Consider the following 25,406-nt stretch of genomic DNA (forward strand, 5'->3'; position numbering starts at 1 on the left):
TGTGTCAGGGCGTCTTGGGCACCCACGCCTGCCGGGCGCGCGGGGTCGCCGCCGGCCGCGCCGATGCAACGCAATTAAGTCCTCGCGCTGATACTGCGGGGTTTTTCCCGTGCCTTCCAGACCACATACATCCTAGGTCGGGCGCCCGAGGACGAACGGCTCAGGCTCGTGCCGCTGGCGTAGCGGCGGCTCGTCCGACGGCGCCCCGCTTCATCCTTCCGGGCTAGCTGATCCGGTGCAGTGGCACCGCCAACTAGTGCGTTGACCCTGGCCTCTCCGCACTTTAGGGGTAAACCCTATTGGGGATAGCCGAGGCTCGCTTCTCCTTCCTGGCTAACGCATAATTGCTTTTAAACAAACGTTTGAATTCAACTTTATGCAAGAAATCAGAACTCCCAACACCCGCGATTCCATCCTGGACACGGCCGAAGCGCTCTTTGCGCAGCAGGGCCACGACGGCACGTCGATGCGCCAGATCACGGGTGCGGCCGGCGTCAACCTGGCCTCGGTGAACTATCACTTCGGATCGAAAGAGTCACTCGTCCAGGCGGTGCTCAAGCGGCGCCTGGAAGTGCTGAACCGCGAGCGCATGCGGCTGCTGGACGAGCTTGAGGCGCAGTCCGAAGGCAAGCCCTTGAAGCCCTCGCAAATCGTCGATGCCTTCTTCGGCACGCTGCTGCGCCTGGCCGCTGATCCGGCCCAGGCCGGCAGCACCTTCCTGCCGCTGCTGGAACGCACCATGACCCACCCGTCCGACTTCATCCGCGCGCTGTTCGCCGAGGAATACGCCGACGTGCTGGAGCGCTACCGCAATGCGCTGTTCGCCGCCCTGCCCGACGTACCCAAGGCAGAAATCGTGTGGCGCTTCCAGTTCATGCTGGGCGCCACGTCGTACGCCATCATCGGCACCGATCTGCTGCGCTCCGTCACGGGCTGGCAGATTGATGAATCCGAACAACCCGACAACCCCGACATGCTGCTGCCCCGGCTGATGAGCTTTCTGCTGGGCGGCCTGCGCGCGCCCTTGCCACCCGTGGCCGGCTCCTAGCGGCCACGGCAGGCGCAAGACCCGGCACCAGACCAGACCCAGCGCAAGACAGAACTTACGGAGACAAAAGAAATGAACGCAGTGATCCTCACGCTCATCGTTATCGTGGCGCTTGCCGCCATCGTGCTGTCCGTGCGGCCGCTGCGCCGGGCGCTGCTGTCCGCGCCCATCTTCAACCTGTACCGCAAGGTGCTGCCGCAGATGTCCGACACCGAGCGCGACGCGCTGGAGGCCGGCACGGTGTGGTGGGAAGGCGAGCTGTTCCGCGGCCGCCCTGACTGGAGCCGCCTGCTGGCCTACCCGCGCCCGCGCCTGACCGACGAAGAGCAGCACTTTCTGGATAACCAGGCCGAAACCGCCTGCCGCATGGTCAATGACTGGAGCGTCACGCACGAACACCACGACCTGCCGGCCGAGCTCTGGACCTATCTGAAGACCCAGGGCTTCCTGGGCATGATCATCCCCAAGGAATATGGCGGCCTGGCGTTCTCCGCCTATGCGCATTCCGAGATTGTGACCAAGCTGTCGACGCGTTCGTCCGCGCTGGCGGTGTCGGTCATGGTGCCCAATTCATTGGGCCCCGCCGAACTGCTGCTGCACTACGGCACCGATGAACAAAAGAACCACTACCTGCCGCGCCTGGCGCGCGGCGAAGACGTGCCTGCCTTTGCGCTGACCAGCCCATGGGCGGGTTCCGACGCCGCCGCCATTCCCGATAGCGGCATTGTCTGCAAGGGCGAATGGCAGGGCCGCGAAGTGCTCGGCATGCGCGTCACCTGGGACAAGCGCTACATCACGCTGGCCCCGGTCTGCACGCTGCTGGGCCTGGCGTTCCGCCTGTATGACCCTGACGGCCTGTTGGGCGGCAAGAAAGACCTGGGCATCACTTGCGCGCTGGTGCCGCACGACCATCCTGGCGTGGACACCGGCCGCCGCCACTTCCCGCTGAACGCCATGTTCATGAACGGCCCCACGCGCGGCACGGACGTCTTCATGCCGCTGGACTTCATCATCGGCGGCCCCGCCATGGCCGGCCAGGGCTGGCGCATGCTGATGGAATGCCTGGCCGCGGGGCGTTCGATTTCGCTGCCCTCTTCCAACACCGGCATGTCCAAGCTGACGGCACGCGCCGTGGGCGGGTATGCGCGCGTGCGCAGCCAGTTCCGCATGCCCGTCGGCAAGTTCGAAGGCGTGGAAGAGGCGTTGGCCCGCATCGGCGGCCACACCTACATGATGGACGCCGCGCGCAGCATGACGGCGGGCGCGGTGGACCTGGGTGAAAAGCCCTCGGTTGTGTCGGCCATCGTCAAATACCACGTGACCGAACGCGCGCGCCAGGTCGTCAACGACGGCATGGACGTGATTGGCGGCAAGGGCATCTGCCTGGGTCCCAACAACTTCCTGGGCCGGGCGTACCAGCAGATTCCCATTGGCATCACCGTCGAAGGCGCCAACATCCTGACGCGCAGCCTGATCATCTTCGGGCAGGGCGCCATCCGCTGCCATCCCTACGTGCTGGCTGAAATGCAGGCCGCGCAATCGCCGGACGCCAAGCAGGGGCTGACCGACTTCGATGCCGCCTTCTGGGGCCACGTGGGTTTTGTGGCCAAGAACAAGCTGCGCACCCTGGGCACCGCCTTGACCGGCGCGCGCTGGGTCAAGGTAAACGCCGACGTGGCGCCCGACATGAAACGCTACTACCAGTTGCTCAGCCGCTATTCGGCCGCCTTCGCGCTGCTGGCCGATACGTCGATGCTGGTGCTGGGTGGCAGCCTGAAGCGCCGCGAACGCCTGTCGGCGCGCCTGGGCGACGTGCTCTCGCAGATGTACCTGATCAGCGCCACGCTCAAGCGCTTCGAGGACGAAGGCCGCCAGGCCGCCGATGCGCCGCTTGCGCATTGGTCGATCCAGGACGCGCTGTTCAAGTTGCAGGAAGCGTTCAACGGCGTGCTGGACAACTTCCCCAACCGCTTTGTGGCCTGGAGCATGGCGCGGCTGATTTTCCCCTGGGGCCGCACGCAGGCGCAGCCCTCGGACCTTCTGGGCCAGGACGTGGCGCGGCTGTTGATCAACCCCGGCGCCACGCGCGACCGCCTGACCTCGGGCTGCCACCTGCCCGCCACCGCCGACGAGCCCGTAGGCGCCATCGAACAAGCGCTGGCCGCCACGCTGGAAGCCGAGCCCATCGACGCGAAGATTCGCGAACTGGAAAAGCGCGGCACGTTGGAAGACAACCCGCAAGCCAACGTGCGCGACATCGCCGATGCCGCCTACGCGGCAGGCGGCATCACGGCGGAAGAATATGCCGTGGTGAAACGCCGCAATGTCTTGCGCGATACCGTGGTGAAAGTGGATGATTTCCCCTTTGATCTTGGCGCGTCGCAGGCCAGCCGGCCTGACGTTGAACGCAAGGTCGCTTGACGGAGGGCCCCGATGGCATTCAAACCGGTTTACGTCGTGGATGGCGCCCGTACGCCCTTCCTGAAAGCCCGCACCGGGCCCGGCCCATTCTCGGCGGGCGACCTGGCGGTGCAGGCCGGCCGCGCCCTGTTGCTGCGCCAGCCCTATGCCCCCGCCGATCTGGACGAAGTCATCGTGGGCTGCGCCGCGCCCTCGCCCGATGAAGTCAACATCGGCCGCGTGATTGCACTGCGCCTGGGCTGCGGCAACCAGGTCCCCGGCTGGACGGTGATGCGCAATTGCGCGTCCGGCATGCAGGCGCTGGATTCCGGCATTGCCAACATCCAGTCCGGCCGTTCGCAATTGGTGCTGGCCGGCGGCACGGATGCGCTGTCGCGCGCGCCGCTGTTGTTTTCAGACGATATGGTGCGCTGGCTGTCCGGCTGGTATGCGGCGCGCGGCGTGGGCGCCAAACTGGCGGCCTTGCGCGGCTTCAAACTGAAAAGCCTGGCGCCGGTCATCGGCCTGCTCAAGGGCCTGACGGACCCGGTAGTGGGCCTGTCGATGGGCCAGACCGCCGAAAACGTCGCTACCCGTTTCGGCATCGACCGCGCCGCCATGGACGCATACGCGGCGGGCAGCCACCAGCGTGTGCTGGCCGCGCGCGCGGCGGGCGCGCTGGGTGAAATCACGCCGCTGATCGATAACCAGGGCAAGCTGTACCCCGACGATGACGGCGTGCGCGAAGACTCCACGCCCGACAAACTGGCCAAGCTCAGGCCCGTGTTCGACAAGCCCTGGGGCAACATCACGGCGGGCAACAGCTCGCAGGTGACCGACGGCGCGGCCATGCTGGTGCTGGCTTCCGAAGAGGCCGTGGCCCGCTGGAACCTGCGCCCCATCGGCCGCATTGTCGACAGCCAATGGGCCGGCCTGGACCCCGCGCAGATGGGCTTGGGCCCCGTGCATGCCGCCACCCCCATCCTGCAACGCCACGGCTTGGGCTTGAACGACCTGGACTTGTGGGAAATCAACGAAGCCTTCGCCGCGCAGGTGCTGGGCTGCCTGGCGGCGTGGCGCGACGAAGCCTATTGCCAGGAGCATTTCGGGACGCCGGCCTGGGGATCGCTGGACCCCGCCAAACTCAACGTCGATGGCGGCGCCATCGCCATCGGGCACCCGGTGGGCGCGTCCGGCGCGCGCATCGTGCTGCACCTGCTTGACGCGCTCAAGCGCCGCGGCGCCAGGCGCGGCATGGCGGCCATCTGCATCGGCGGCGGCCAAGGCGGCGCCATGCTGGTTGAAACCCTGGACGAGGACCGCCCATGACGACCATCGACACGCTTTCCCACTGGCGCCTGGAGCGCGACACCGACGGCCTGGCATGGCTGACGTTCGACCGCGCCGGCAGCGCCGTGAACGCGCTGTCGGCCGACACCATGGCCGAGCTGGCCGTGGTGCTGGACGCGCTGGACGCCGCCCCGCCCAAGGGGCTGATCATCCAGTCCGGCAAGGCCACGGGCTTTATCGTGGGCGCCGACGTCAACGAATTCGCCAACCTGGACACCCCGGAACAAGCGCGCGCGCTGGTGGCCCGTGGCTGGAACCTGTTCAACCGCCTGGCCGCCGTGCGCTATCCCACGCTGGCCCTGATCCAGGGCCATTGCCTGGGCGGCGGACTGGAGCTGGCGCTGGCTTGCCGCTACCGGCTGGTGGCCGATCAGCCCGGCACCTCGCTGGCGCTGCCAGAAGTCATGCTGGGCATCTTTCCTGGCTGGGGCGGCATGCTGCGTCTGCCGCAAGTCATCGGCGCGCCCGCCGCGCTGGACATGATGCTGACGGGCCGTGGCGCGGATGCCCGCCGCGCGGCCGCGCTGGGCCTGGCCGACGCGCGCGTGCCCACGCGCCTGCTGCACGCCGCCGCGCGCCAGACCGTGCTGTCGAAAAAGCCCCCGCGCCGCGCGCGCGGGTTGGGAGGCCTGGCCAACCGCTGGCCGTTCAAGGCCATCGTCGCCAACCGCGCGCGCAAGCAGATCGCCGAGAAAGATCCGCTGGGGCACTACCCCGCCGCGCCCGCCATCGTCACGTTATGGGAAAAGCATGGCGGCAACGCCTTGCAGGCCCCTGAGTTGATCGACCGCATCATTTCGTCGGACACCGCGCGCAACCTGCTGCGCGTGTTCCGCTTGCAGGAACGGCTGAAGGCCAACGGCAAGCAGCCGGGTGTCGCCCCCGCGCGCCATGTGCATGTGGTGGGCGCGGGCACGATGGGTGGCGACATCGCGGCGTGGTGCGCGCTCAAGGGCATGACGGTGACCTTGCAAGACCAGGACATGGCTCGCATCGCCCCCGCCATCAAACGCGCGGCCGCGCTGTATGCGCGCCGCTTGAAAGATTCGCGCCTGGCGCGCGCCGCGCTGGACCGCCTGATCCCCGACCCCGCGGGCGGTGGCGTGCCGCGCGCCGACATCATCATCGAAGCCATCAGCGAACAAGCCGAGGCCAAGCGCGCGCTGTATGCGTCGCTGGAACCCCGCATGAAGACCGACGCGCTGCTGGCCACCAACACGTCCAGCCTGTCGCTGGAAACCTTGCGCGCCGGGCTGGCGCGGCCCGAACGATTGGTGGGCATCCACTTTTTCAACCCGGTGGCCAAGATGCCGCTGGTGGAGGTGGTGCATGCCGACGGTGACATGGCGGGCAACGCCGCGAACAACGCGGGGGACAACGCGGACGGCACTCCGGGCGGCAACTTGAGCGACGCCACCGCGCGCGCCTGCGCCTTTGTGGGCCAGATCGACAAGCTGGCGCTTCCTGTCAAGAGCGCGCCGGGATTCCTCGTGAACGCCGTGCTGGCGCCCTATATGCTGCAAGCCATGCGCAGCGTGGATGAAGGCCTGGCGCCGGAAACCGTCGACGCCGCCATGGTGGCCTTCGGCATGCCGATGGGCCCGCTGGAACTGGCCGATACCGTGGGCCTGGATATCGCCCGCGCGGCGGGCGAAGCCCTGGCGGATGGCGCCGAGCCGCCCCGCTGCCTGGCCGACCGCTTGGCGCGCGGCGACCTCGGCAAGAAAAGCGGCAAGGGCTTCTACATCTGGCGCGACGGCAAGCCGGTCAAAGCGGAAAAGGCCAACGCAACCAAGGGCAAAGCAGCCCGGGACAAAGCCAACGCCGCGCTCGCCGCCGCCCCCGTCGCCGCCCCCGCAGGGCTGGCGCAGCGCCTGATCCAACCCTTGGTGGACGCCACCCGGCAGCGCGTGGAGGACGGCGTGGTTGCCGATGCCGACCTGGCCGACGCCGGCGTGATTTTCGGAACGGGGTTTGCTCCTTTCACGGGCGGACCCTTGCATTACCAGGGCAGCAATGCCTGGCATCAACGTGGAACGGCTCATGCCGATTAGACCGGCCCCGCAAACAGACCGGCAGTGCAATAGAGACATACATCCAACTCGAGGAGGCAGTACCATGCGCAGACGTTCATTGTCCCTGAGCACCTTGTCGGCCATCGTGGTCGGCTTGGGCGCGTCCGCAACGTCCTACGCTGCCGGCTTTCAGCTCTTAGAGCAGAACGCCAGTGGCCTGGGCAACGCCTACGCGGGCTCGGCGGCAAATCCGGAAAACGCCAGCATCATCTACTACAACCCGGCAGGCATGACGTATCTGCCGGGCGTGAACTTTTCGGGCGGGGTCAATCTGATCAAGCCGTCGTTCAAGTTCAAGGACAACGGCGACAGCCGCAACCCCAGCGTTCCCGGCATTCCGGGCTCGGGGCTGAACGGCTCGGTGCCCACGGGCGGCAACGGCGGGGACGCCGGCAACCTGGGCGTGGTACCCAACCTGTATGCCTCGTGGCAGTTGAATGAACAGTGGTTCATCGGCCTGGGCGTCGGCGCCCCCTTTGGCCTGATGACCGAGTACGACGACGACTGGGTGGGCCAGTACCACTCCAACAAGTTCGAGATCAAGACCATCAACGTGAACCCCTCGATCGCCTACAAGGTCAACGACAAGTTCTCGATGGGCTTTGGCGTGAACTGGCAGCACATCGACGCCAACTACAAGAAAAAAACGGTGGTGCCGATTGCCGGGCTGCCGGTCGCCACCAATGGCGACGCCGACCTGAACCTGAAGGGCGACGCCTGGGGCTGGAACGTCGGCTTCATGTTGCAACCCACGGAAGACACCCGCATCGGCCTGTCGTACCGTTCAAAGATCAAGCACACCGCCAAGGGCGATACCGACATCACCAACATCGGCCCCACCGGGCAATCGGTGTCGTTCGACGCCAAGGCCTCGGTTGACCTGCCCGATACGCTGATCCTCAGCGCCGCGCACCAGTTGAACGAACGCTGGGAACTGCTGGGCGACGTGTCGTGGACGGGTTGGAGCAGCATTCCCGAGCTGAAGATCCGAAACTCCGGCCCGGGCGCGCGTGACGATGACCTGCCCCTGAACTTCCGCGACACCTGGCGCATTGCCGTGGGCGCGAACTACAAGTTCGCGCCGGCCTGGAAGTGGAAGTTCGGCTTGGCGTATGACCAGTCGCCGGTCCACAACGAAGCCGACCGCCCAACGTCCCTGCCCGACAACAATCGCTACTGGTTCTCGACCGGCGTACAGTGGGAAGCCACCAAGACCACCACGCTGGACCTGGGCTACACCTATCTGTACCTGCGCGACACGGACATCGACACCACGTCCGGCAGTGCGGCGACCAAGGGCCGCGTGGCTGGCACCTATAACAGCAACGCCCACATCGTCGGCCTGCAACTGACGTCCCGCTTCTAGGCTTGCAAGGGCGGGCGGCCGCGCGCCGCCCCCCGTTTTTTGAAGGAGATTCCCCTTGAGCAAGTTCGTCGTCAAACACGTTGCCGTCCTGGGCGCCGGCGTCATGGGCGCGCAGATCGCCGCCCACCTGGCCAATGCCGGCGTGCCCGTCACGCTGTTCGACCTGGCCGCGTCCGAAGGCGACCGCAACGGCATCGTCAACAAGGCCCTGGCCGGCCTGAAAAAGCTGGAACCCGCCCCGCTGGCCGGCGCGGCCCGCATCGCCCTGATCACCCCCGCGAACTACGATGACCACCTGGACGCCCTGCGCGGCTGCGACCTGGTCATCGAAGCCATCGCCGAACGCATGGACTGGAAGACGGCGCTTTACGAGCGCATTGCCCCGCATGTGTCGCCCGACGCCATTGTTGCGTCCAACACGTCCGGCCTGTCGATCGACGCGCTGGCCAACGCCCTGCCCGCAAGCCTGCGCGAGCGCTTCTGCGGCATCCACTTCTTCAATCCGCCCCGCTACATGCGGCTGGTGGAAATCATTGCCACATCGCATACGCAGCCGGCCGTGCTGGACCAGTTGGAAACCTGGCTCACGTCCACGCTGGGCAAGGGCGTGATCCGCGCGCTGGACACGCCCAACTTCGTGGCCAACCGCATCGGCGTGTTCTCCATCCTGGCCGCCATGCACCACACCGCGCGCCTGGGGCTGGGGTTTGACGAGGTCGACGCGCTGACCGGCCCGAAGATCGGCCGCCCCAAGAGCGCCACCTATCGCACGGCGGACGTGGTTGGGCTGGACACGCTGGCCCACGTGGTGGGCACCATGGAAAAGAACCTGCCCGACGACCCCTGGCACCGCTACTTTGCGCTGCCGGCATGGTTGTCGGCCCTGATCCAAAAAGGCGCGCTGGGCCAGAAGACCGGTGCGGGCGTCTACCGCAAGCAAGGCCGCGACATCCTGGTGCTGGACCTGAAGGCGCAAGACTACGTGCCCAGCGCCGGCAAGCTGGCCGATGAGGTCGCCGCCCTCTTGAAGGAACGCAATCCCGCCAAGCGCTTTGCCGCGCTGCGTGCCAGCGAGCACCCGCAGGCGCAGTTCCTGTGGAGCCTGTTCCGCGACATCTTCCACTACAGCGCCGTGCAGCTTGAACACGTGGCCGACAACGCGCGCGACCTGGACCTGGCCATGCGCTGGGGCTTCGGCTGGGCGCAAGGCCCGTTCGAAACCTGGCAGGCGGCCGGCTGGCAGGACATTGCCGCCGCCGTGGCCGAAGACATCGCCGCCGGCCGCGCCATGAGCAACGCGCCCCTGCCCGCCTGGGTACAAGAACCCGACCGCCACGGCGTGCATGCGCCCGAGGGCTCGTATTCCGCGCGCACCGGCACCTTGCATCCGCGTTCTGCCTTGCCGGTGTATCGCCGCCAGTTGTTCCCCGAGCGTGTCTTCGGTGAAGGCCCGGATGACCGTGGCGTCACCGTGTGGGAAAACGAAGGCGTGCGCTTGTGGAACCTGCCGGACGTGGATGCGGGCATCGCCATCCTGTCCGTCACATCGAAGAACCACACGCTGGGCGGCGAAGTATTGGAAGGCGTGCTGCAAGCCGTGGCGCGCGCTGAACGTGATTTCGACGGCCTGGTCATCTGGCACGAACCGCCCTTTGCCGTGGGCGCCAATCTGCAGCAAGTGGTGCAGGCGTGCGCCGAGGGCCAGTTCGACATGCTGGAAGCCATGGTCGAAAAATTCCAGCGCGCGTCCCAGTCGTTCAAATACGCGCGCATTCCCACCGTGGCCGCCGTGCAGGGCATGGCGCTGGGCGGAGGCTGCGAATTCCTGATGCATGCTTCGCACCGCGTGCTGACGCTGGAAAGCTATATCGGCCTGGTGGAAGCCGGTGTCGGGCTGATCCCGGCCGGTGGCGGCAGCAAGGAATTTGCCGGCCGCGCGGCCGCGCTGGCGGCCAAGACCGCCACGCCGGGCGAGGTCTTCCCCTACCTGCAACCCGTCTTCCAGACCATCGCCATGGCGCAGGTGGCCAAGAGCGCGCTGGAAGCCATCGACGCGGGTTTCGCGCGCGAACACGACGTCGTGCTGTTTCACCCCGACGAACTGCTGTTTGTTGCCATCGGCCAGGCCCGTGCCGCGGCCCAGGCGGGCTACACGCCGCCGCCGCGACTGTCGAACATTCCGGTGGCGGGCCGCAACGGCATCGCCAACTTCGAGATGGTGCTGGTCAACATGCGCGAAGGCGGCATGATCAGCGCGCACGATTACCGCGTGGCGCGCAGCGCCGCCGTGGCTCTGTGCGGCGGCGAAGTCGAAACCGGCACGAAGGTGGACGAAGAATGGCTGTTGGCGGTTGAGCGCCGCGAATTCGTCGCGCTCTTGCGCACGCCTGAAACCCAGGCCCGCATCCGCCACACGCTGGAAACCGGCAAGCCGTTGCGCAACTGAGGAAAGCATCATGACCAAGCAGATACAAGACGCCTACATCGTCGCCGCCACGCGCCTGCCGGTGGGCAAGCGCAATGGCGCCTACATCACCACGCGCCCCGACGACATGCTGGCCGCCGCGCTGAACGGCGCGCTGGCGCAGGTGCCAGCGCTGGACACCGCGCGCATCGAAGACGTGATTGCCGGCTGCGCCATGCCGGAAGCCGAACAAGGCATGAACGTGGCGCGCATCGGCCTGCTGCTGGCGGGCCTGCCGCAAAGCGTGGCGGGCGTGACCGTCAACCGCTTCTGCGCGTCGGGCTTGCAGGCGGTGGCCGACGCCGCCGCGCGCATCCGCATGGGCGAGGCCGACATCATGATCGGGGCGGGCACCGAATCCATGAGCGCCATGCCGCAGATCATGGGCAACAAGGTGTCGATGAACCCCGAGATCTTCGCCCACGACGAGAACATCGGCATGGCCTTCGGCATGGGGCTGACCGGTGAAAAGGTGGCTGAACGCTGGAAGGTCTCGCGCGAGGATCAGGACGCCTTCGCGCTGGCTTCCCACCAAAAAGCCTGCGCCGCGATCGCGGCCGGCCATTTCCGCGCTGAAACCACGCCGTATGAAGTGGTGTCGCATCTGCCGGACGGCGCCAGCGGCGCGCTGCGCGTGGTGCGCCGCCTGGTCGAAGTGGACGAAGGCCCGCGCCCGGACAGCAACGCCGAAGCCTTGGCGCGGCTGCGTCCCGTGTTCTCGACGCGCGGCAGCGTCACGGCCGGCAATAGCTCGCAGATGTCCGACGGCGCGGCCGCCGTGGTGCTGGTGTCCGACCGTATCCTGCGCGAATTCAACCTGAGCCCGCTGGCGCGCTTTGTCAGCTTCGCGGTGGCCGGCGTGCCGCCCGAAGTGATGGGCATCGGCCCCGTCGCGGCGATCCCCAAGGTGCTGGAACGCGCCGGCATCACGCAAGACGCGCTGGACTGGATTGAGCTGAACGAGGCCTTCGCGGCCCAATCGCTGGCGGTGATCCGCGAACTGAAGCTGGACCCCAGCAAGGTCAACCCACTGGGCGGCGCCATCGCGCTGGGCCACCCGCTGGGCGCCACCGGCGCCATCCGCACTGCCACCATCACGCACGGCCTGCGCCGCACGGGCGGCAAGTACGGGCTGGTCACCATGTGCATCGGCACCGGCATGGGCGCGGCCGGGCTGTTCGAAGCGATGTAGGGCCTGGCGCAACCCAGCAAAACCACCATGCGACATAACCCGGCATGCCCAGCATGAAGCCCTATTGGTTCAAGAACCTGTCGCCGGAATGGCGCGCGCGCCTGATGCGGGTGGGCTTCAACCTGCACCCGGCGTTTCGCGCCACCGGCGGCCGTGTGATGCATGTGTCGCCGGACTTCCAGCACATCCGCATCAAGCTGCCGCTGTTGCGGCGCACGCGCAATATCGTGGGCTCGATGTACGGCGGGTCGCTGTTCGCGGTGACGGACGGCGCCCATCCCACCATGCTGATGTCGGCGTTGGGGCCGGACCACATCGTGTGGGACAAGGCGGCGTCGATCCGCTTTCGCAAGCCGGCCTACACGACCCTGTATGCCGACTTCCGGCTGCCACCCGGAGAAATCGCGGAGATACGCGGCGTGCTCGCGCGCGACCACGAAACCACCCGCACCTACACGGTGGAATTGAAGGACAAGGACGGCGTGGTGTATGCCGTGGTGGAACGCACGATCTATATCGCCGACAAGAAGTTCTACAAGCGAAAGAACACAGGAGGAGACACATGCAATGCATCTCTGGAGGGCGATACACCGCCCTGAGCCTGATCCTTGCCGCCAGCCTGGCGGTTGCGCCCGCGTTCGCCGCCGACAGGGAGGTTGGCGGCCTGCGCGTGCCGGAACATATGTCCGAGGGTGGCCGCACGCTGGTGCTCAACGGGGCGGGCCTGCGTACAAGATTCGTCGTGAAGGTCTACGTGGCCGCGCTGTACGTCACCACAAAAAGCCAGGACGCCACGGCGCTGATCAACAGCACGGAACCGCGCCGCATCCGTTTGCAATTGCTGCGCGACGTGGACAGCGAGAGTCTTGACGAAGCGCTGCAAGACGGCTTGCGCGACAACACGCCGCCTAAGGAACTTGCCATGCTGAAGGCGTCGGCGGACCGCCTGAAAAGCCTGGTGGCCGATCTGGGCATTGCCCGCGAGGGCGATGTGGTCGACGTGGACTTCGACGCCCAAGGCGTGGCCGTGGCCCACAACGGCAAGCACCGGGGCCGCGTCGACAACCCCGATTTCGCGCGCGCCTTGCTCCGCGTCTGGCTGGGCGACAAGCCCGCGCAGACTTCCCTGAAGAATGCCCTGTTGGGCAACTAGGCGGAACCGCACACGATGGAACGAATCTGGCACAAGAGCTATCCCGCGGGCGTTCCCGCGGAGATCGAGGTGGACGGCGTCACCACGCTGGTCACGGTCGTGCGGGACAGTTGCCGCTGCTACGCGGACAAGACCGCGTATCTGAGCATGGGCAAGTCCATCAGCTACGCCGAACTGGACGGGCTGACGCGCGACTTCGCCGCCTGGCTGCACGCGAATGGCCTGGGCAAAGGCGACCGCATCGCGCTCATGATGCCCAACCTGCTGCAATACCCCGTCTGCCTGTTCGGCGCCTTGCGCGCCGGGTGCATCGTGGTCAACTGCAACCCGCTCTACACGGCGCACGAGCTTGCACACCAGTTGGCGGACTCGGGCGCGCGTGCCATCGTGGTGGCGGACAATTTCGCGGCCACGGTGCAAAAAGCCCTGCCCGGCAGCGCGGTCGAACGCGTGCTGGTGACGTCCATCGGCGAAATGCTGGGCCCGCTGAAAGGCCGGCTGGTGGACTTCGTCATCCGCCGCGTCAAGCGCATGGTGCCGGCGTGGTCGCTGCCCGGTCACGTGCGCCTGGGCGATGCGCTGCGCGCGGGCCGCCAGGCGCCGTTTACTGAAGTGCCGCTGGACCAGCGCGACCTGGCCTGCCTGCAATACACGGGCGGCACCACCGGCGTGGCCAAGGCCGCGATGCTGTCGCACGGCAATCTGGTGGCCAACCTGAACCAGGCGCACGCCTGGATCAAGCCGCTGGTCAAGGATGGCGAAGAGTGCATCGTCACGGCCTTGCCGCTGTATCACATCTTTGCGCTGACGGCGAACTGCCTGACATTCATGAAGATAGGCGCCAGCAACCTGCTGATCATCAATCCGCGCGACATTGCCGGGCTGATCAAGGAAATGAGCCTGGTGCCGTTTTCAGCGTTCACCGGCGTCAACACGCTGTTCAACGCACTGCTGAATCATCCGGACTTCGCCAAGCTGGATTTCTCGCGCTTGCGCCTGACGATGGGCGGAGGCATGGCGGTGCAGCGCGCCGTGGCCGACCGCTGGCGCGCGGTCACGGGCAAGTCGCTGGCACAGGCCTACGGGCTGACCGAGACCTCGCCCGCCGTCACGGTCAACCCGCTGGACGTCAAGGAATTCACCGGGTCGATCGGCCTGCCGGTGCCGTCCACCGACATTTCCATCCGCAACGATGACGGCGTGGAACTGGGCCTGGGCGAAACGGGCGAGATCTGCGTGCGCGGCCCGCAGGTCACGCAGGGCTACTGGAACCGTCCCGACGAAACCGCGCTGGTGCTGACCGCGGACGGCTACTTGCGCACGGGCGACATCGGCTACGTGGACCAGGACGGCTACGTGTTCCTGATCGACCGCAAGAAAGACATGATCCTGGTGTCGGGCTTCAACGTGTATCCCAACGAGGTCGAGGACGCCGCCGCGCTGCATCCCGGCGTGCGCGAAGTGGCCGCGGTCGGCGTGCCGGACGAACGCTCGGGCGAAGTGGTCAAACTATATGTGATCCGCAAGGATCCCACGCTGGATGCCGAAACGCTGATCGCCCATTGCCGCACGCAACTGACGGGCTACAAGGTGCCGCGCCAGGTAGAATTTCGCGATGACCTGCCACGCACCAACGTAGGCAAGATCCTGCGGCGGGAATTGAAACCCGACGCCGCCCCGCAGGCGGAAAAGCAAAGCGTGGATCAGGGTTGAAAACCCCCACGGCTAGCGCAACCCGTAGGATGGGTGCAGCGCGGCAAGGCAACAAAAAGAACGACACCCCCGATCGCGCGAAACCCATCAAGCAGCACCCCAATTCTTCCGCAGCCTTGCCAAATAGCAACCGCTGCAAGATGGGTTCCGCGCGATCAGCGCCAGGGGTTCTGGGCATGACCTTGCCGCGCTGCACCCATCCTACATGTCACGGCTGGCGCAACCCGTAGGATGGGTGCAGCGCGGCAAGGCAACAAAAAGAACGACACCACCGATCGCGCGAAACCCATCAAGCAGCCCCCCAATTCTTCCGCAGCCTTGCCACATAACAACCATTGCAAGATGGGTTCCGCGCGATCAGCGCCAGGGGTTCTGGGCATGACCTTGCCGCGCTGCACCCATCCTACATGTCACGGCTGGCGCAACCCGTAGGATGGGTGCAGCGCGGCAAAGCAACAAAAAGAACGAAATCGCCGATTCTGGGCATCTTGACCTCCTTCCTTGCCCTTCCCTCGCTACCACTGCCCGAAGAACACCCCCGCCCGCTTATGCGCGTTGGTGGCTTTCTCCACGGCTTCGTCGCTGATGGTGGTGCGCCGCTTGCCACGCAGCATCCAGTCCAACAAGCGCTGGCGCAGTTCCAGCCGTATCGCCGCATGCGAGGCGCTGGTGCCCAGGTCCTGGAACTCATCCGGGTCGGCGTGCAGGTCAAACAGCTGCTCGGGCTCGTCCAGCCAGTACACATAGCGCCAACGGTCTGTGCGCACCGACCAGGCGCGCGCATTCTGCGGCGTCTTGCCGCGCAGGATGCGGGCCTGGCGGAAGCTGTAGTCCAGCTCCGAGAACACGCAGTCGCGCCATCCCGTGGTGGACGCAGCGCCGGATGCGATACCGGATGCAGAGCCCCCCCTAGACCATGCAGCAGCGTTTGCAATTCCCTGCCTTCCAGCCGATGCGACGGCCCGGGCGTGCCCAAGGCGCGCAGCACCGTAGGCACCACGTCCACGCTTTCCACCATATCGTTCAAAACCTGCCCGCGCGTGGCATCGGCCGCCGCCGACGGGTCCATCACAATGAACGGCACGCGCTGCACGGTGTCGTAAAACAGTTCTTTTTCGCCCAGCCAGTGGTCGCCCAGGAAATCGCCGTGGTCGGCCGTGAACACGATCAGCGTGTTCTTCATCAGGCCCGCGCCTTCCATGTAGTCGAACAATCTGCCCAGGTGATCGTCCAGTTGCTGGATCAGCCCCTGGTACGCCGGCCGCACCACGCGCACGCATTCATCGCTGGAAAAGCTGACGCTCTCTTCCTGCTGGCGATAGGCGGCCACCACGGGGTGCGCGTTCGCCAGCTCTTCCTGGTTGCGTCGCACGGGCAGGCATTGGTCGGCGGTATAGCGCTGGTGATACGGGGCCGGCGCCATGTAGGGCCAGTGCGGCTTGACGTAGCTCAGGTGCAGCACCCAGGGCTGGCTGCCACGGCGTTGCATGAAGTCCAGCGCCTGATCCGTCATGTAAGCAGTTTCGGAATGCGCTTCGGCCACGCGCGACGGCAGATGCACGTTGCGCATGTTCCAGCCGCTGGCGATCTGGCCATTGGCGTCCACGCCCGCAATCACGTAATCGGTCCAGGGGTCGGCGCTGTCGTAGCCGTGGCGGCGCAGGAAGGCCGGATAGCCGCTTTCCTGACCAGGCGTGTGATGGCCGTCGTAGCGGTCCAGTTCCGTGAAGCCGCCTCGGCTGAGCAGCACGCCCAGCTCGGACGCGCCGTCGATGGCCAGCCGTTCCATGCCGGCCTTGTCGGGAATGATGTGGGTCTTGCCGGCCAGGGCCAGCTCGCGCCCCTGCCCCGCCAGATATTCGCCCAGCGTAATCTCGTTGACCGACAGCGGCACGCGGTTCCAGGTAGCGCCGTGGCGCGAGGGGTAGCGGCCCGTGTAGTAGCTCATGCGCGACGGGCCGCACACGCCGGAATTCACGAAGGCGCGGTCAAAGCGCACGCCGCGCGCCGCCAGCGCATCCAGGCTGGGCGTTTGCAAATAAGGATGGCCATAGCAGCCAAGGTGATCCGCCCGCAACTGGTCGGCCATGATGAACAACACATTCTGCACCGTGCTCATTGCCGCCCCTATTGCGTGGCCGTGAAGCCGGAGTCGCGCACCACCGGTTCCCATTGCTTGCGGTAGGCGTCCAGCGCCTTGGCGGTGCCGGCTGCATCCTGCGACACCGGTTCCAGGTATACGCTGCGCACGGCCTTTTCCATGGCGGGGTCACGCAGAATGGCGGCGATGTCCGCGCCCAGGCGATCAGCCTTGGCCTTGGGCATGGCGGCGGGCGCGAAGAAGGCGTTCCAGCCGTCGGCGGCCAGGTCCACGCCGCTTTCCTTGAAAGTGGGCACGTCTTGCAGATCGGCATCGCGTGTGTCGCCGGACGTGGCCAGGATGCGGATCTTGCCGGCGCGGTGCTGCGGCAGCAGGGTGTCCAGCGTGTCGATGCCTTGCGGCAGAATGCCGCCGATCAGTTCAGAGATCAACGGCGCGGACCCGCGATAGCCAATCACTTCCGGATCCTGCTTGATCTCGCGGCCCAGCATCAGCGCGAAGAAGTGCGGCAGGCTGCCGGTGGCCGGCACGCCCACCGTGAACTGCTTGGGGTTGGCGCGCAGCCACTCGCGCAGGGCGGGCACGTCCTTGATGGGCGAGCTGGCCGGCACGGCCAGGGCAAACTTGTAGCGGCTGACCAGCGACACCGGCGTAAAGTCGCGCTTGGCGTCATACCCGGGTTGGGCGTAGACCAGCGGCGCCACGACCATGACGGCGGGGTTGGCCAGCATCAGCACGTTCTGCTCGGCCGGCGCCGCATGCAGCGTCTGCGCCGCGATGCGCCCGCCCGCGCCGGTCTTGTTTTCAACCACCACCGGCACGCCCAAGCGGTCCTTCAGGCGGTCCGCCACCAGCCGCGCGATGCGGTCTGAGCTGCCGCCCGGGGGGTAGCCGACCACGATCGTCAAGTTGCCGTCCAGCGGCGCCTGCTGCGCACAGGCCAACGAGGCCCCCGTGGCCATGACCGTGGCCACGATGGCTTTTACCATCCATCCCTTGGTCCATTGATGCATCGTCTTCTCCTATGGACAGTGGCCCGCTGTCGGTTATGGTTCTGTCTGCCTGGCCAAACCTCAAATAAGCAGAATCAATGTAGCAACGCGGCCGTTGCTTGATCTAATCCAGGACTTTCGATAACGATATGCAGCACGCGCCGCGCGGGACGCGGCCCGCACTGCGGCAAGGAGGAGACGCCATGCCAACCCGCCTGATACCCGATCGGCCCCCGACAGAGCAGACCGCATCACAGCAGACCGCATCAGGGCTGCCCGCATCCGACCCGCCTCCTCATCTATCCGACATGCTGATGTACCGGCTGTACCAGGCATGGTCGCAGTCCAACCCGGTTTTCGTGCGGCTATGTGAAGGCCGTTTCGGCATCACGCGCCGGGAATGGCGCATTCTGGCCTGCGCCATCGAAGGCGGCGTGATGAACTCGGCCGAGCTGGCGGCCGCCGCCAAGCTGGATCTTGCCCGCACATCACGCACGCTGGGCGCGCTGTGTGCGAAGGGCTGGTTGCGACGTCTGCACGACAGCAGCGACCGCCGCGTGGTGCGGGTCGAGGCCACCGCCGAGGGCCAGGCCCGTTATCAGGCGCTGCTGCCCGAAGTCTTGCGGCTGAACGCGCTGCTGGTGCAGGATTTGAGCGACAGCGAGGTTGCCCTGCTGCGCGACTTTCTGGGCCGCATTGAGCAGCGCGGCCGGCGCATGGCTGAAGACAATATCGTGGCGGACAAGGCCAGCCGCCGCGAGGGCGGGACCCGGCGCGCGCAGTATGCGTAAGGCATGGGTGTCGCGCCGGTCCAACAATCCAGCAGGGCAGGCGCCGCCTGAAAACCCTGCGGCAAGCTGCTGAAAAAAAAGGCTTTTACCTGTCCGAACGTGGTGGCCTGCATGGTTTGCAGGCCTTTTTTACATCTGGGATTGCCCCGGCGCCTAGTCGCGCGGACGCAGCGCAATTAATAATAATTATCGTTGCCATTCCTATATGTAATCAGCGACCACCGCGTCGCAGGGGACTCATTTGAAACGCCATCCAACCCGGGCTACCCGCCGCGCGCGCCCGCAGACCCTATTGCCCGCCGCCGCGCTGGCCGCCTGCCTGGGCGCCACGGCCCACGCCCAAACCGCCCCCGCCGCCGGCCCCACCACCGTGCTGCCCGCCGTGCAGGTGACCGGCACGGCCGAAGCCGCCACCGGCCCGGTCGCGGGCTATGTGGCCACGCGCAGCGCAACCGGCACCAAGACCGACACCCCCCTGTCAGAAACGCCGCAGGCCATCACGGTGATTCCGCGCGATCAGATCGTGGACCAGGGCGCGCAGAACGTGCAGGACGCCATGAACTACGCCGCTGGCGTGCGCCCCAACGCCTACGGCGTGGACAACCGCGGCGACTACGTCCGCATTCGCGGCGTGGAACCGGCGCAGTACCTGGACGGCTTGCGCCAGTTCTTCAACTACAACAACCCGCGCACCGAGGTCTACGGCATGGAACGCGTGGAAGTGCTGCGCGGCCCCTCGTCGATGCTGTACGGACAGGGCAGCACCGGCGGCATCGTCAACCTGGTCAGCAAGCGTCCGCAAGCCGAAGCGCAACGCGAGATCGGCGTGGTGCTGGGCAACGACAACCGCCGCGAAATCCATACCGACCTGACCGGCCCGGTGACGGAAGACGGGCAATGGCTATACCGCGTGGTGGCCGTGGGCCGCGACAGCGACACCCAGGTGCAGTATGCGCAGGACGACCGCCTGATGTTGGCGCCGTCGCTCACGTGGCGGCCCAGCGCCGCCACCTCGCTGACCTTGCAGGCGCTGTGGCAAAAGGACAAGGCCGGCACCACGCAGTCGTTCCTGCCCTGGAGCGGGTCGGTGCAAGAGAACCCGAACGGCCGCATCCCCACCCGCCGCTTCGTCAGCGAGCCGGGCTGGGACGCCTACGACACCGAACAATTCAGCGTGGGCTGGCTGTTTGAACACCAGTTCAACGACACCTGGAAATTCCGCCAGAATTTCCGCAACACGGTCAGCCGCGTGGACTACCAATCGCTGTACCCGAACGTCTACGGCGAGCGCCGTGGCGATTCCTATATCGATGCCGCCCAGACCACCACGGACCGCTACTTCTACGTCAACAAGCCGCGCATGCGCACGCTGCTGGCCGATCAGAACATAGAAGGCAAGCTCAACTGGGGCCGCACCGAGCACACCGTCATCCTGGGCATGGACTATTCGCACTACCGCGAAACCAGCCAGACGGCATCTGGCCTGGGCGCGCCGCTGAACCTGTACCACCCTGTGTACGGCAACCTGCCGGAATATGAACTGTCGGACACGCCCAAGCAAAAGCAGCAGCAACTGGGCTTCTACGCGCAAGACCAGATCAAGTTCGACAAGAACTGGATCTTCCTGGCGGGCATCCGCCGCGACCGCGCCGACAACCGCATCGACGGCCAGGACAAGGAAACCGACTACGCCACCACCAAGCGCTTCGGCCTGATGTACGCGGCCGACAACGGCTGGTCGCCCTACCTGAGCTACAGCGAATCGTTCACGCCGATTGCCGGATCGAACTTCTACAACGAACGCTACAAGCCCATGCGCGGCAAACAGGTCGAGGCCGGCATCAAGTACATGCCCCGCGACGCCGACATCGAGTTCACCGCCGCCGCCTACGACCTGCGCGAAAAGAACCGCCAGACCAACGACCCCGAAAACCCCAACAACCAGATCCAGGCTGGCAAGACGCGCACGCGCGGCGTTGAACTGGAGCTGCGCGGCCGCGTCACCAAGAACGTGGACGTGATCGCCAACTACATCTACACCGATGTCGACCCGCAACTGGAAGGCTTGCCCAAGCACATGGCGTCGTTGTGGAGCAAGTACCGCTTTGCGCTGGCCGGCCAACCCGGCTTCGCGGTGGGCGCGGGCGTGCGCTACCTGACGGCCTTCCGCGATGGCGGCGCACCGGAAACGCCCGCCGTCACGCTGTTTGACGCCATGGTCAGCTACGACAATGGCCCGTGGCGCTATGCCTTGAACGTCAACAACATCGCCGACCGCACCTATGAAACGGTCTGCCTGGACCGGGGCGACTGCTTCTACGGCGCGCGCCGCACGGTCATGCTGAGCGGGGCGTACCGCTTCTGATCCAACGCGGCGCAGGCCGCCGCCCTTCCGCCCCCTATATCGACCCTCCAGGACGGAGAAACCTGTACGTACAGGCAGTACGTACAGGTGTACACTAGCGGTTTTTCAACCCCCACTGACAGACGCGCCCACGAACGTCTGCAATCCACCAGAACCGTCCTGGAGACTTACGCAAGTGTCGACCACCGCTTCTTCCCGTTCGCCTTTTTTTGGCACCATGCAGAAAATCCCCGGTGGATTGATGCTCGTGCCGCTGATCCTGGGTTCCCTGATCGGCACCTTCGCCCCTGATGCGCTTGCCATCGGCGGCTTTACCACCGCCCTCTTCAAGAACAGCGCCCTGCCGCTGATCGCCCTGCTGATCTTCGCGACCGGCACGCAAGTCAACGCCCGCACCGGCGGCCCCATCCTGGCTACCGCCGGCACCCTGCTGCTGATGAAGACGCTGGTGCCCGCCACCCTGATCATCATCCTGGGCAGCTATGTGGGCCTGGACGGCGTGATGGGCGTGTCGATCCTGGCCTTGCTGGCCGCGTTCGACAACAGCAACGGCGGCCTGTGGCTGGCCTACACCGGCCAGTACGGTGACGCCCGCGACCGTGGCGCCTACGTTGCCAGCGCGGTCAACGACGGCCCCTTCTTCAGCCTGCTGTTCCTGGGCGCCTCGGGCCTGGCCGATATTCCGATGATTGCCCTGGTGGCCGCGCTGGTGCCGTTCCTGCTGGGCGTGGTGGTCGGCAACCTGGACCCGAAGTGGCGCGACGTGCTCAAGCCCGTGCCCAACATCGTGATCCCGTTCTTCGCCTTCGCGCTGGGCACCGGCATCAACCTGGGCGCGGTCGTCAGCGGCGGCATGAGCGGCCTGATCCTGGGCCTGATCATCAGCCCCATCACCGGCGGCCTGGTCTACCTGGGCTATCGCCTGATTCTGCGCCGTGGCGGCAAGAGCGGCCTGGGCTTCGCGGCCGGCACGACGGCTGGCAACGCCATCGCCACGCCCGCCGTGGTCGCGGCGGCCGACCCCAACTTCCAGCAATACGTGTCGACCGCCACCGCGCAGGTTGCCGCCTGCGTGCTGATCAGTTCGATCCTGGCGCCGATGCTGGCCTCGTACTTCCTCAAGCGCGCAGGTGAACTCAAGTCCGAAGACGCCGATGCGGACGGCAGCGCCACGCCGACGTTGGCCAGCGCGCGCGGAGAGGCGCTTTGACGCCCACCATCGCCATCGTCGCCGATGACCTGACCGGTTCGGGCGACACCGCGGTGCAGTTTGTGCGCGCGGGCTGGAGCACGCACCTGTCCATCGGCGGCGCCGACGAGGCGCTGGCCGGCCCGGCCACCGCCGGCGTCGAAGTGCTGGCGGTCACGACGCACAGCCGCGCCCTGCCCGCCGCCGACGCCGCCCGCGTCATTGAACAGAACGTGCGCCAACTGCGCGCGGCCGGCGTATCGCGCCTGTACAAGAAGGTGGACTCCACCTTGCGCGGCGCCTTCAAGGCCGAGATCGACGCGGCGCGCGATGCCTGGGGCCCGGACACGGTGGCGGTGATCTGCCCCGCGTTCCCCGCCACCGGCCGTACCGTGGAACAGGGCGTACTGCTGGTGAACGGCAAGCCGGTCACCGAGACGTCCGCCGCCACCGACCCGGTGACCCCGGTGACCGAAAGCCATATCCCCACCCTGCTGGGCTGCGCCCACGTGGCGGCGCAAGACGGCGACACGCCCGACACGCTGGCCGCGCGCATCCGGCAGGCCGGCAACACGGTGGTGGTTGACGCCAGCACCGACGCCGACCTGGAACGCCTGGCCCGCGCCATCGGCCTGCTGGGCGAACACGCCCTGCCCGTGGGCGCGGGCGGCCTGGCCGTGCCGCTGGCCCGCGTCTGGGCGGGCGCGGACCAGACCGCGCCCGTCGTGGTCGTGGTGACGTCGCAGCACAGCGCGGCGCGCGCCCAAGCCGCCGCGCTGCAAGCCTCGGGCGCAGACACCTGGACGCCCACGCTCGCCCAACTGGCCGACGACGCCGCATGGCAGGCCTGGAGCCAGCCGCTGCTGCAGGCCCACGCCAAAGCGCCCGCCGAGGCGGGCACGGTGCTGTTGCTGGCGCCCGAAGGGCAACTGGAAGGATTGGATTCGGAAAAAGTGGCCGACCGCCTGGGTAGCCTGGCGGCGCAATTGATCGCCACCTCGCGCGCGGCCGGCGTGGTCGCCACGGGCGGCGACGGCGCGCGCAGCGTGCTGGTGGCGCTGAATGCCAGCGGTATCGCGCTGGTGGATGAAGTAATGGGTGGCGTGCCGCTAGGCACGCTGACCGGGGGCACGGCCGCGGGCCTGCCCGTGGTGACCAAGGCCGGCGGCTTTGGCACCGAAGACGTATTGGTTCGCGCCGTGCGCGCGATCCGCGACAGGAGATTCAAGCGATGACACAACCCCAACCGAACAAGCTGCCTTTGCTGGCCGTCACCCTGGGCGACGTGGCCGGCATCGGGCCGGAAATCACGGCCAAGATGCTGATGGGCCACGACGAACTGCGCCAAAAGGCCCGCCTGCTGGTGGTCGGCGATGTGGACGTCATGGTCAACGCCGTGCGCAACCTGGGCGGCGACCCCGCCATCGTAAAGAAGCTGGACCGCGCGGCCGACTGTTCCAACACGCCCGGCACGATCGAAGTGCTGCAGGCCGGCCCGTCGCTGGCTCACGTCAAGCTGGGTGAAATCAGCGCCGACGCGGGCGACGGTTCTGTCCGCTTCGTCACCACCGCCTGCGCCCTGGCGCGCGCCGGTGAAGTCGACGGCATTGTGACCGCGCCGCTGAACAAGGCCGCCATGCACGCTGCCGGCCACAAGTGGCCCGGCCACACCGAACTGCTGGCCCATGAGTTCGGCGTGAAGACCTTTTCGCTGGTGCTGTCGGCCGGCGATCTCTACATCTTCCACGCCACCACCCACGTGTCGCTGCGCCAGGCCATTGAAGACCTGACGCCCACGCGCATGCGCGCCGTGCTGCGCCTGGCGGGTTCGTTCGCCAAGGCCCTGGGCCGGGGCGACCAGCCGGTGGCTGTGTCGGGCCTGAATCCGCACGCGGGCGAAAACGGCATCTTCGGCAGCGAAGACGCCGACATCCTGGCCCCCGCCGTGGCCGAAGCCAATGCGGCCGGAATCCTGGCCGCCGGCCCCATCCCGGCCGACGCCCTGTTCCCGCAAGCCGTGCGCGGCAAGTGGCAATTCGTGATCGCCTGCTACCACGACCAGGGCCACGCGCCCTTCAAGGCCGTGTATGGCGATGACGGCGTCAACATCACGGTGGGCCTGCCCGTCGTGCGCGTGTCCGTGGACCACGGCACCGCGTTCGACATCGCCGGCAAGGGCATCGCGCGCGAAGACAGCCTGATCCTGGCCGCCGAGCGCGCCGCGCATCTGGCCCCGGGCTGGACGCATGTATGGGAAACTGCGCGGGCACAAACCGGAGGTTGATTTCCATGGCGCCCGCCACGCACGACGCATTGCCCACTCTTGATCGCTCAGGCGACATCCCGCTGCACGCCCAAGTGGCGACGCTGCTGCGGGGATTCATCCGGTCGAACAAGCTTGCGGCGGGCGCCGTGCTGCCCAGTGAAGCCGCGCTGTGCGTACGCTTTGGCGTGGCACGCAGCGTGGTGCGCCAGGCGCTTGCCGCGCTGGCCACCGAGGGGCTGATCCAACGCGAAAGCGGACGCCCCGCCACAGTTGCCGCGCAGCAGGAACACCGCCGGCTGGTGCAGCGATCCACCGGCCTGTACGAGCAGTTCGCGCAGTCCGGCGTGACCTTGCAAACGCGCGTGCTGGCCTTTGCGCGCGCCGAACCGCCCGCCGATGTGGCCGCGTTCTTCGGCACGGAAAAATTGCTAATGCTGGAACGCTTGCGCCACGTGGCCGACGCGCCGCTGGCCTATGTGCGCACGTGGTTGCCCGTCGATGTGGTGCCCGGCCTGCGTGCCGAGGACCTGACCGACGCTTCCCTGCACGGCGTGTTGACGCGCCGCTTTGGCCTGCGCCCCGGCGCGGGACGCAACCAGATCCGTGCGGTGGCCGCCGACGCCAAGCTGGCCAAGCTGCTGGATACGCAAACGGGCACCCCCTTGCTGATGCTGCAAGGACAGGGCATGGACCAGCATGACCGGCCGCTGGAGTGGTTCACCACCTGGCACCGCGCCGAACAACTGGTGTTCGACGTGGACGTCAGCAACGGCCATGAAAGCGTGCATCCGCGCTTGCAGGATGCGCCAGCGTCCGTTGACGCTGATGACGGCGCATCGGCCACGCAACACGATCCCCTGGCGCGGGCAGAAGCCCTGGTCGCCGAACTGTCGGCGGAACTGGCCCGGCTACGCAGCCAGGCCTAGCCGCGCGGATGCGTC

Annotated in this window: 17 protein-coding genes and 1 pseudogene; 16 read left to right on the plus strand and 2 right to left on the minus strand. The window is 66.8% G+C overall.

Translation table 11 applies throughout. The annotated features are described in order from the left end of the window. Positions 1-376 precede the first annotated feature (376 nt). The 10 genes from P8T11_RS10385 to P8T11_RS10430 all read left to right on the plus strand — a co-directional run bounded on the left by P8T11_RS10385 (position 377) and on the right by P8T11_RS10430 (position 14,761). On the plus strand, positions 377-1,048 hold the full coding sequence (locus P8T11_RS10385; protein ID WP_050448705.1) for a TetR/AcrR family transcriptional regulator: 672 nt from the start codon (positions 377-379) through the stop codon (positions 1,046-1,048). Positions 1,049-1,120: 72 nt separating this feature from the next. Beyond that, entirely contained in the window at positions 1,121-3,469 is a 2,349-nt protein-coding gene (locus P8T11_RS10390) for an acyl-CoA dehydrogenase (protein ID WP_268082015.1), read from the plus strand. Between the two features lie 12 nt (positions 3,470-3,481). Continuing rightward, positions 3,482-4,777 (plus strand): acetyl-CoA C-acetyltransferase, encoded by a 1,296-nt coding sequence (locus P8T11_RS10395; RefSeq protein ID WP_268082014.1) that lies wholly within the window; start codon positions 3,482-3,484, stop codon positions 4,775-4,777. Then, on the plus strand, positions 4,774-6,852 hold the full coding sequence (locus P8T11_RS10400) for a 3-hydroxyacyl-CoA dehydrogenase NAD-binding domain-containing protein (protein WP_268082013.1): 2,079 nt from the start codon (positions 4,774-4,776) through the stop codon (positions 6,850-6,852). Before P8T11_RS10395 ends, P8T11_RS10400 begins: the two co-directional genes overlap by 4 nt. Before the next feature lie 64 nt (positions 6,853-6,916). Further along, positions 6,917-8,239 carry an OmpP1/FadL family transporter gene (locus P8T11_RS10405; protein WP_268082012.1) on the plus strand — a complete coding sequence of 441 codons (1,323 nt, stop codon included), beginning with the start codon at positions 6,917-6,919 and terminating at the stop codon, positions 8,237-8,239. 55 nt (positions 8,240-8,294) lie between these two features. After that, positions 8,295-10,685, plus strand: a complete 2,391-nt coding sequence (locus P8T11_RS10410) for a 3-hydroxyacyl-CoA dehydrogenase/enoyl-CoA hydratase family protein (protein WP_268082011.1) — start codon at positions 8,295-8,297, stop codon at positions 10,683-10,685. A 10-nt stretch (positions 10,686-10,695) separates the two neighbouring features. Further along, the gene (locus tag P8T11_RS10415; protein WP_268082010.1) at positions 10,696-11,895 is read left to right on the plus strand and encodes an acetyl-CoA C-acyltransferase; all 1,200 of its coding nucleotides are present in this window, start codon (positions 10,696-10,698) and stop codon (positions 11,893-11,895) included. 53 nt (positions 11,896-11,948) lie between these two features. Continuing rightward, the gene (locus tag P8T11_RS10420; protein WP_268082009.1) at positions 11,949-12,494 is read left to right on the plus strand and encodes a DUF4442 domain-containing protein; all 546 of its coding nucleotides are present in this window, start codon (positions 11,949-11,951) and stop codon (positions 12,492-12,494) included. Continuing rightward, positions 12,458-13,048, plus strand: coding sequence for a chalcone isomerase family protein (locus tag P8T11_RS10425; RefSeq protein ID WP_268082008.1), 591 nt, complete (start codon positions 12,458-12,460; stop codon positions 13,046-13,048). Before P8T11_RS10420 ends, P8T11_RS10425 begins: the two co-directional genes overlap by 37 nt. Before the next feature lie 15 nt (positions 13,049-13,063). Beyond that, a complete protein-coding gene (locus P8T11_RS10430; protein WP_268082007.1) occupies positions 13,064-14,761 on the plus strand; it encodes an AMP-binding protein in 1,698 nt (565 codons plus the stop codon). Positions 14,762-15,276: 515 nt separating this feature from the next. Here P8T11_RS10430 and P8T11_RS10435 read toward each other — a convergent pair. Next, a pseudogene (locus P8T11_RS10435) lies at positions 15,277-16,880 on the minus strand (sulfatase-like hydrolase/transferase). An 8-nt stretch (positions 16,881-16,888) separates the two neighbouring features. Beyond that, complete coding sequence (locus P8T11_RS10440) at positions 16,889-17,851, minus strand: Bug family tripartite tricarboxylate transporter substrate binding protein (RefSeq protein ID WP_268082393.1); 963 nt, start codon at positions 17,849-17,851, stop codon at positions 16,889-16,891. Between the two features lie 311 nt (positions 17,852-18,162). Here P8T11_RS10440 and P8T11_RS10445 point away from each other — a divergent pair, with 311 nt between their 5' ends. The 6 genes from P8T11_RS10445 to P8T11_RS10470 all read left to right on the plus strand — a co-directional run bounded on the left by P8T11_RS10445 (position 18,163) and on the right by P8T11_RS10470 (position 25,391). After that, on the plus strand, positions 18,163-18,645 hold the full coding sequence (locus P8T11_RS10445; protein ID WP_268082392.1) for a MarR family winged helix-turn-helix transcriptional regulator: 483 nt from the start codon (positions 18,163-18,165) through the stop codon (positions 18,643-18,645). A 241-nt stretch (positions 18,646-18,886) separates the two neighbouring features. Further along, positions 18,887-21,010: a TonB-dependent siderophore receptor gene (locus tag P8T11_RS10450; RefSeq protein WP_418910310.1), complete on the plus strand. Its 2,124-nt coding sequence runs from the start codon at positions 18,887-18,889 to the stop codon at positions 21,008-21,010. Positions 21,011-21,227: 217 nt separating this feature from the next. Further along, a complete protein-coding gene (locus tag P8T11_RS10455) occupies positions 21,228-22,220 on the plus strand; it encodes a 2-keto-3-deoxygluconate permease (protein WP_083447492.1) in 993 nt (330 codons plus the stop codon). Continuing rightward, entirely contained in the window at positions 22,217-23,434 is a 1,218-nt protein-coding gene (gene dtnK / locus P8T11_RS10460) for a D-threonate kinase (protein WP_268082005.1), read from the plus strand. Before P8T11_RS10455 ends, dtnK begins: the two co-directional genes overlap by 4 nt. After that, complete coding sequence (pdxA, locus tag P8T11_RS10465) at positions 23,431-24,483, plus strand: 4-hydroxythreonine-4-phosphate dehydrogenase PdxA (RefSeq protein ID WP_050448674.1); 1,053 nt, start codon at positions 23,431-23,433, stop codon at positions 24,481-24,483. The genes dtnK and pdxA overlap by 4 nt, the downstream gene beginning before the upstream one ends. Before the next feature lie 5 nt (positions 24,484-24,488). Then, a complete protein-coding gene (locus P8T11_RS10470) occupies positions 24,489-25,391 on the plus strand; it encodes a GntR family transcriptional regulator (protein ID WP_268082004.1) in 903 nt (300 codons plus the stop codon). Positions 25,392-25,406 lie beyond the last annotated feature (15 nt).

Source organism: Achromobacter spanius (assembly GCF_029637605.1).
GTDB classification, from domain to species: Bacteria; Pseudomonadota; Gammaproteobacteria; order Burkholderiales; family Burkholderiaceae_B; genus Achromobacter; species Achromobacter spanius_E.

What these genes read in the sequence shown, in the direction of transcription:
- P8T11_RS10415 (WP_268082010.1), top strand. Translation starts at nt 10,696, where the DNA reads ATGACCAAGCAGATACAAGACGCCTACATCGTCGCCGCCACGCGCCTG.
- P8T11_RS10445 (WP_268082392.1), top strand. Translation starts at nt 18,163, where the DNA reads ATGCTGATGTACCGGCTGTACCAGGCATGGTCGCAGTCCAACCCGGTT.
- P8T11_RS10440 (WP_268082393.1), bottom strand. Translation starts at nt 17,851, where the DNA reads ATGGTAAAAGCCATCGTGGCCACGGTCATGGCCACGGGGGCCTCGTTG.
- P8T11_RS10395 (WP_268082014.1), top strand. Translation starts at nt 3,482, where the DNA reads ATGGCATTCAAACCGGTTTACGTCGTGGATGGCGCCCGTACGCCCTTC.
- P8T11_RS10390 (WP_268082015.1), top strand. Translation starts at nt 1,121, where the DNA reads ATGAACGCAGTGATCCTCACGCTCATCGTTATCGTGGCGCTTGCCGCC.
- P8T11_RS10430 (WP_268082007.1), top strand. Translation starts at nt 13,064, where the DNA reads ATGGAACGAATCTGGCACAAGAGCTATCCCGCGGGCGTTCCCGCGGAG.
- P8T11_RS10400 (WP_268082013.1), top strand. Translation starts at nt 4,774, where the DNA reads ATGACGACCATCGACACGCTTTCCCACTGGCGCCTGGAGCGCGACACC.
- P8T11_RS10470 (WP_268082004.1), top strand. Translation starts at nt 24,489, where the DNA reads ATGGCGCCCGCCACGCACGACGCATTGCCCACTCTTGATCGCTCAGGC.
- pdxA (WP_050448674.1), top strand. Translation starts at nt 23,431, where the DNA reads ATGACACAACCCCAACCGAACAAGCTGCCTTTGCTGGCCGTCACCCTG.
- P8T11_RS10455 (WP_083447492.1), top strand. Translation starts at nt 21,228, where the DNA reads ATGCAGAAAATCCCCGGTGGATTGATGCTCGTGCCGCTGATCCTGGGT.
- P8T11_RS10425 (WP_268082008.1), top strand. Translation starts at nt 12,458, where the DNA reads ATGCAATGCATCTCTGGAGGGCGATACACCGCCCTGAGCCTGATCCTT.
- P8T11_RS10405 (WP_268082012.1), top strand. Translation starts at nt 6,917, where the DNA reads ATGCGCAGACGTTCATTGTCCCTGAGCACCTTGTCGGCCATCGTGGTC.
- P8T11_RS10385 (WP_050448705.1), top strand. Translation starts at nt 377, where the DNA reads ATGCAAGAAATCAGAACTCCCAACACCCGCGATTCCATCCTGGACACG.
- P8T11_RS10420 (WP_268082009.1), top strand. Translation starts at nt 11,949, where the DNA reads ATGAAGCCCTATTGGTTCAAGAACCTGTCGCCGGAATGGCGCGCGCGC.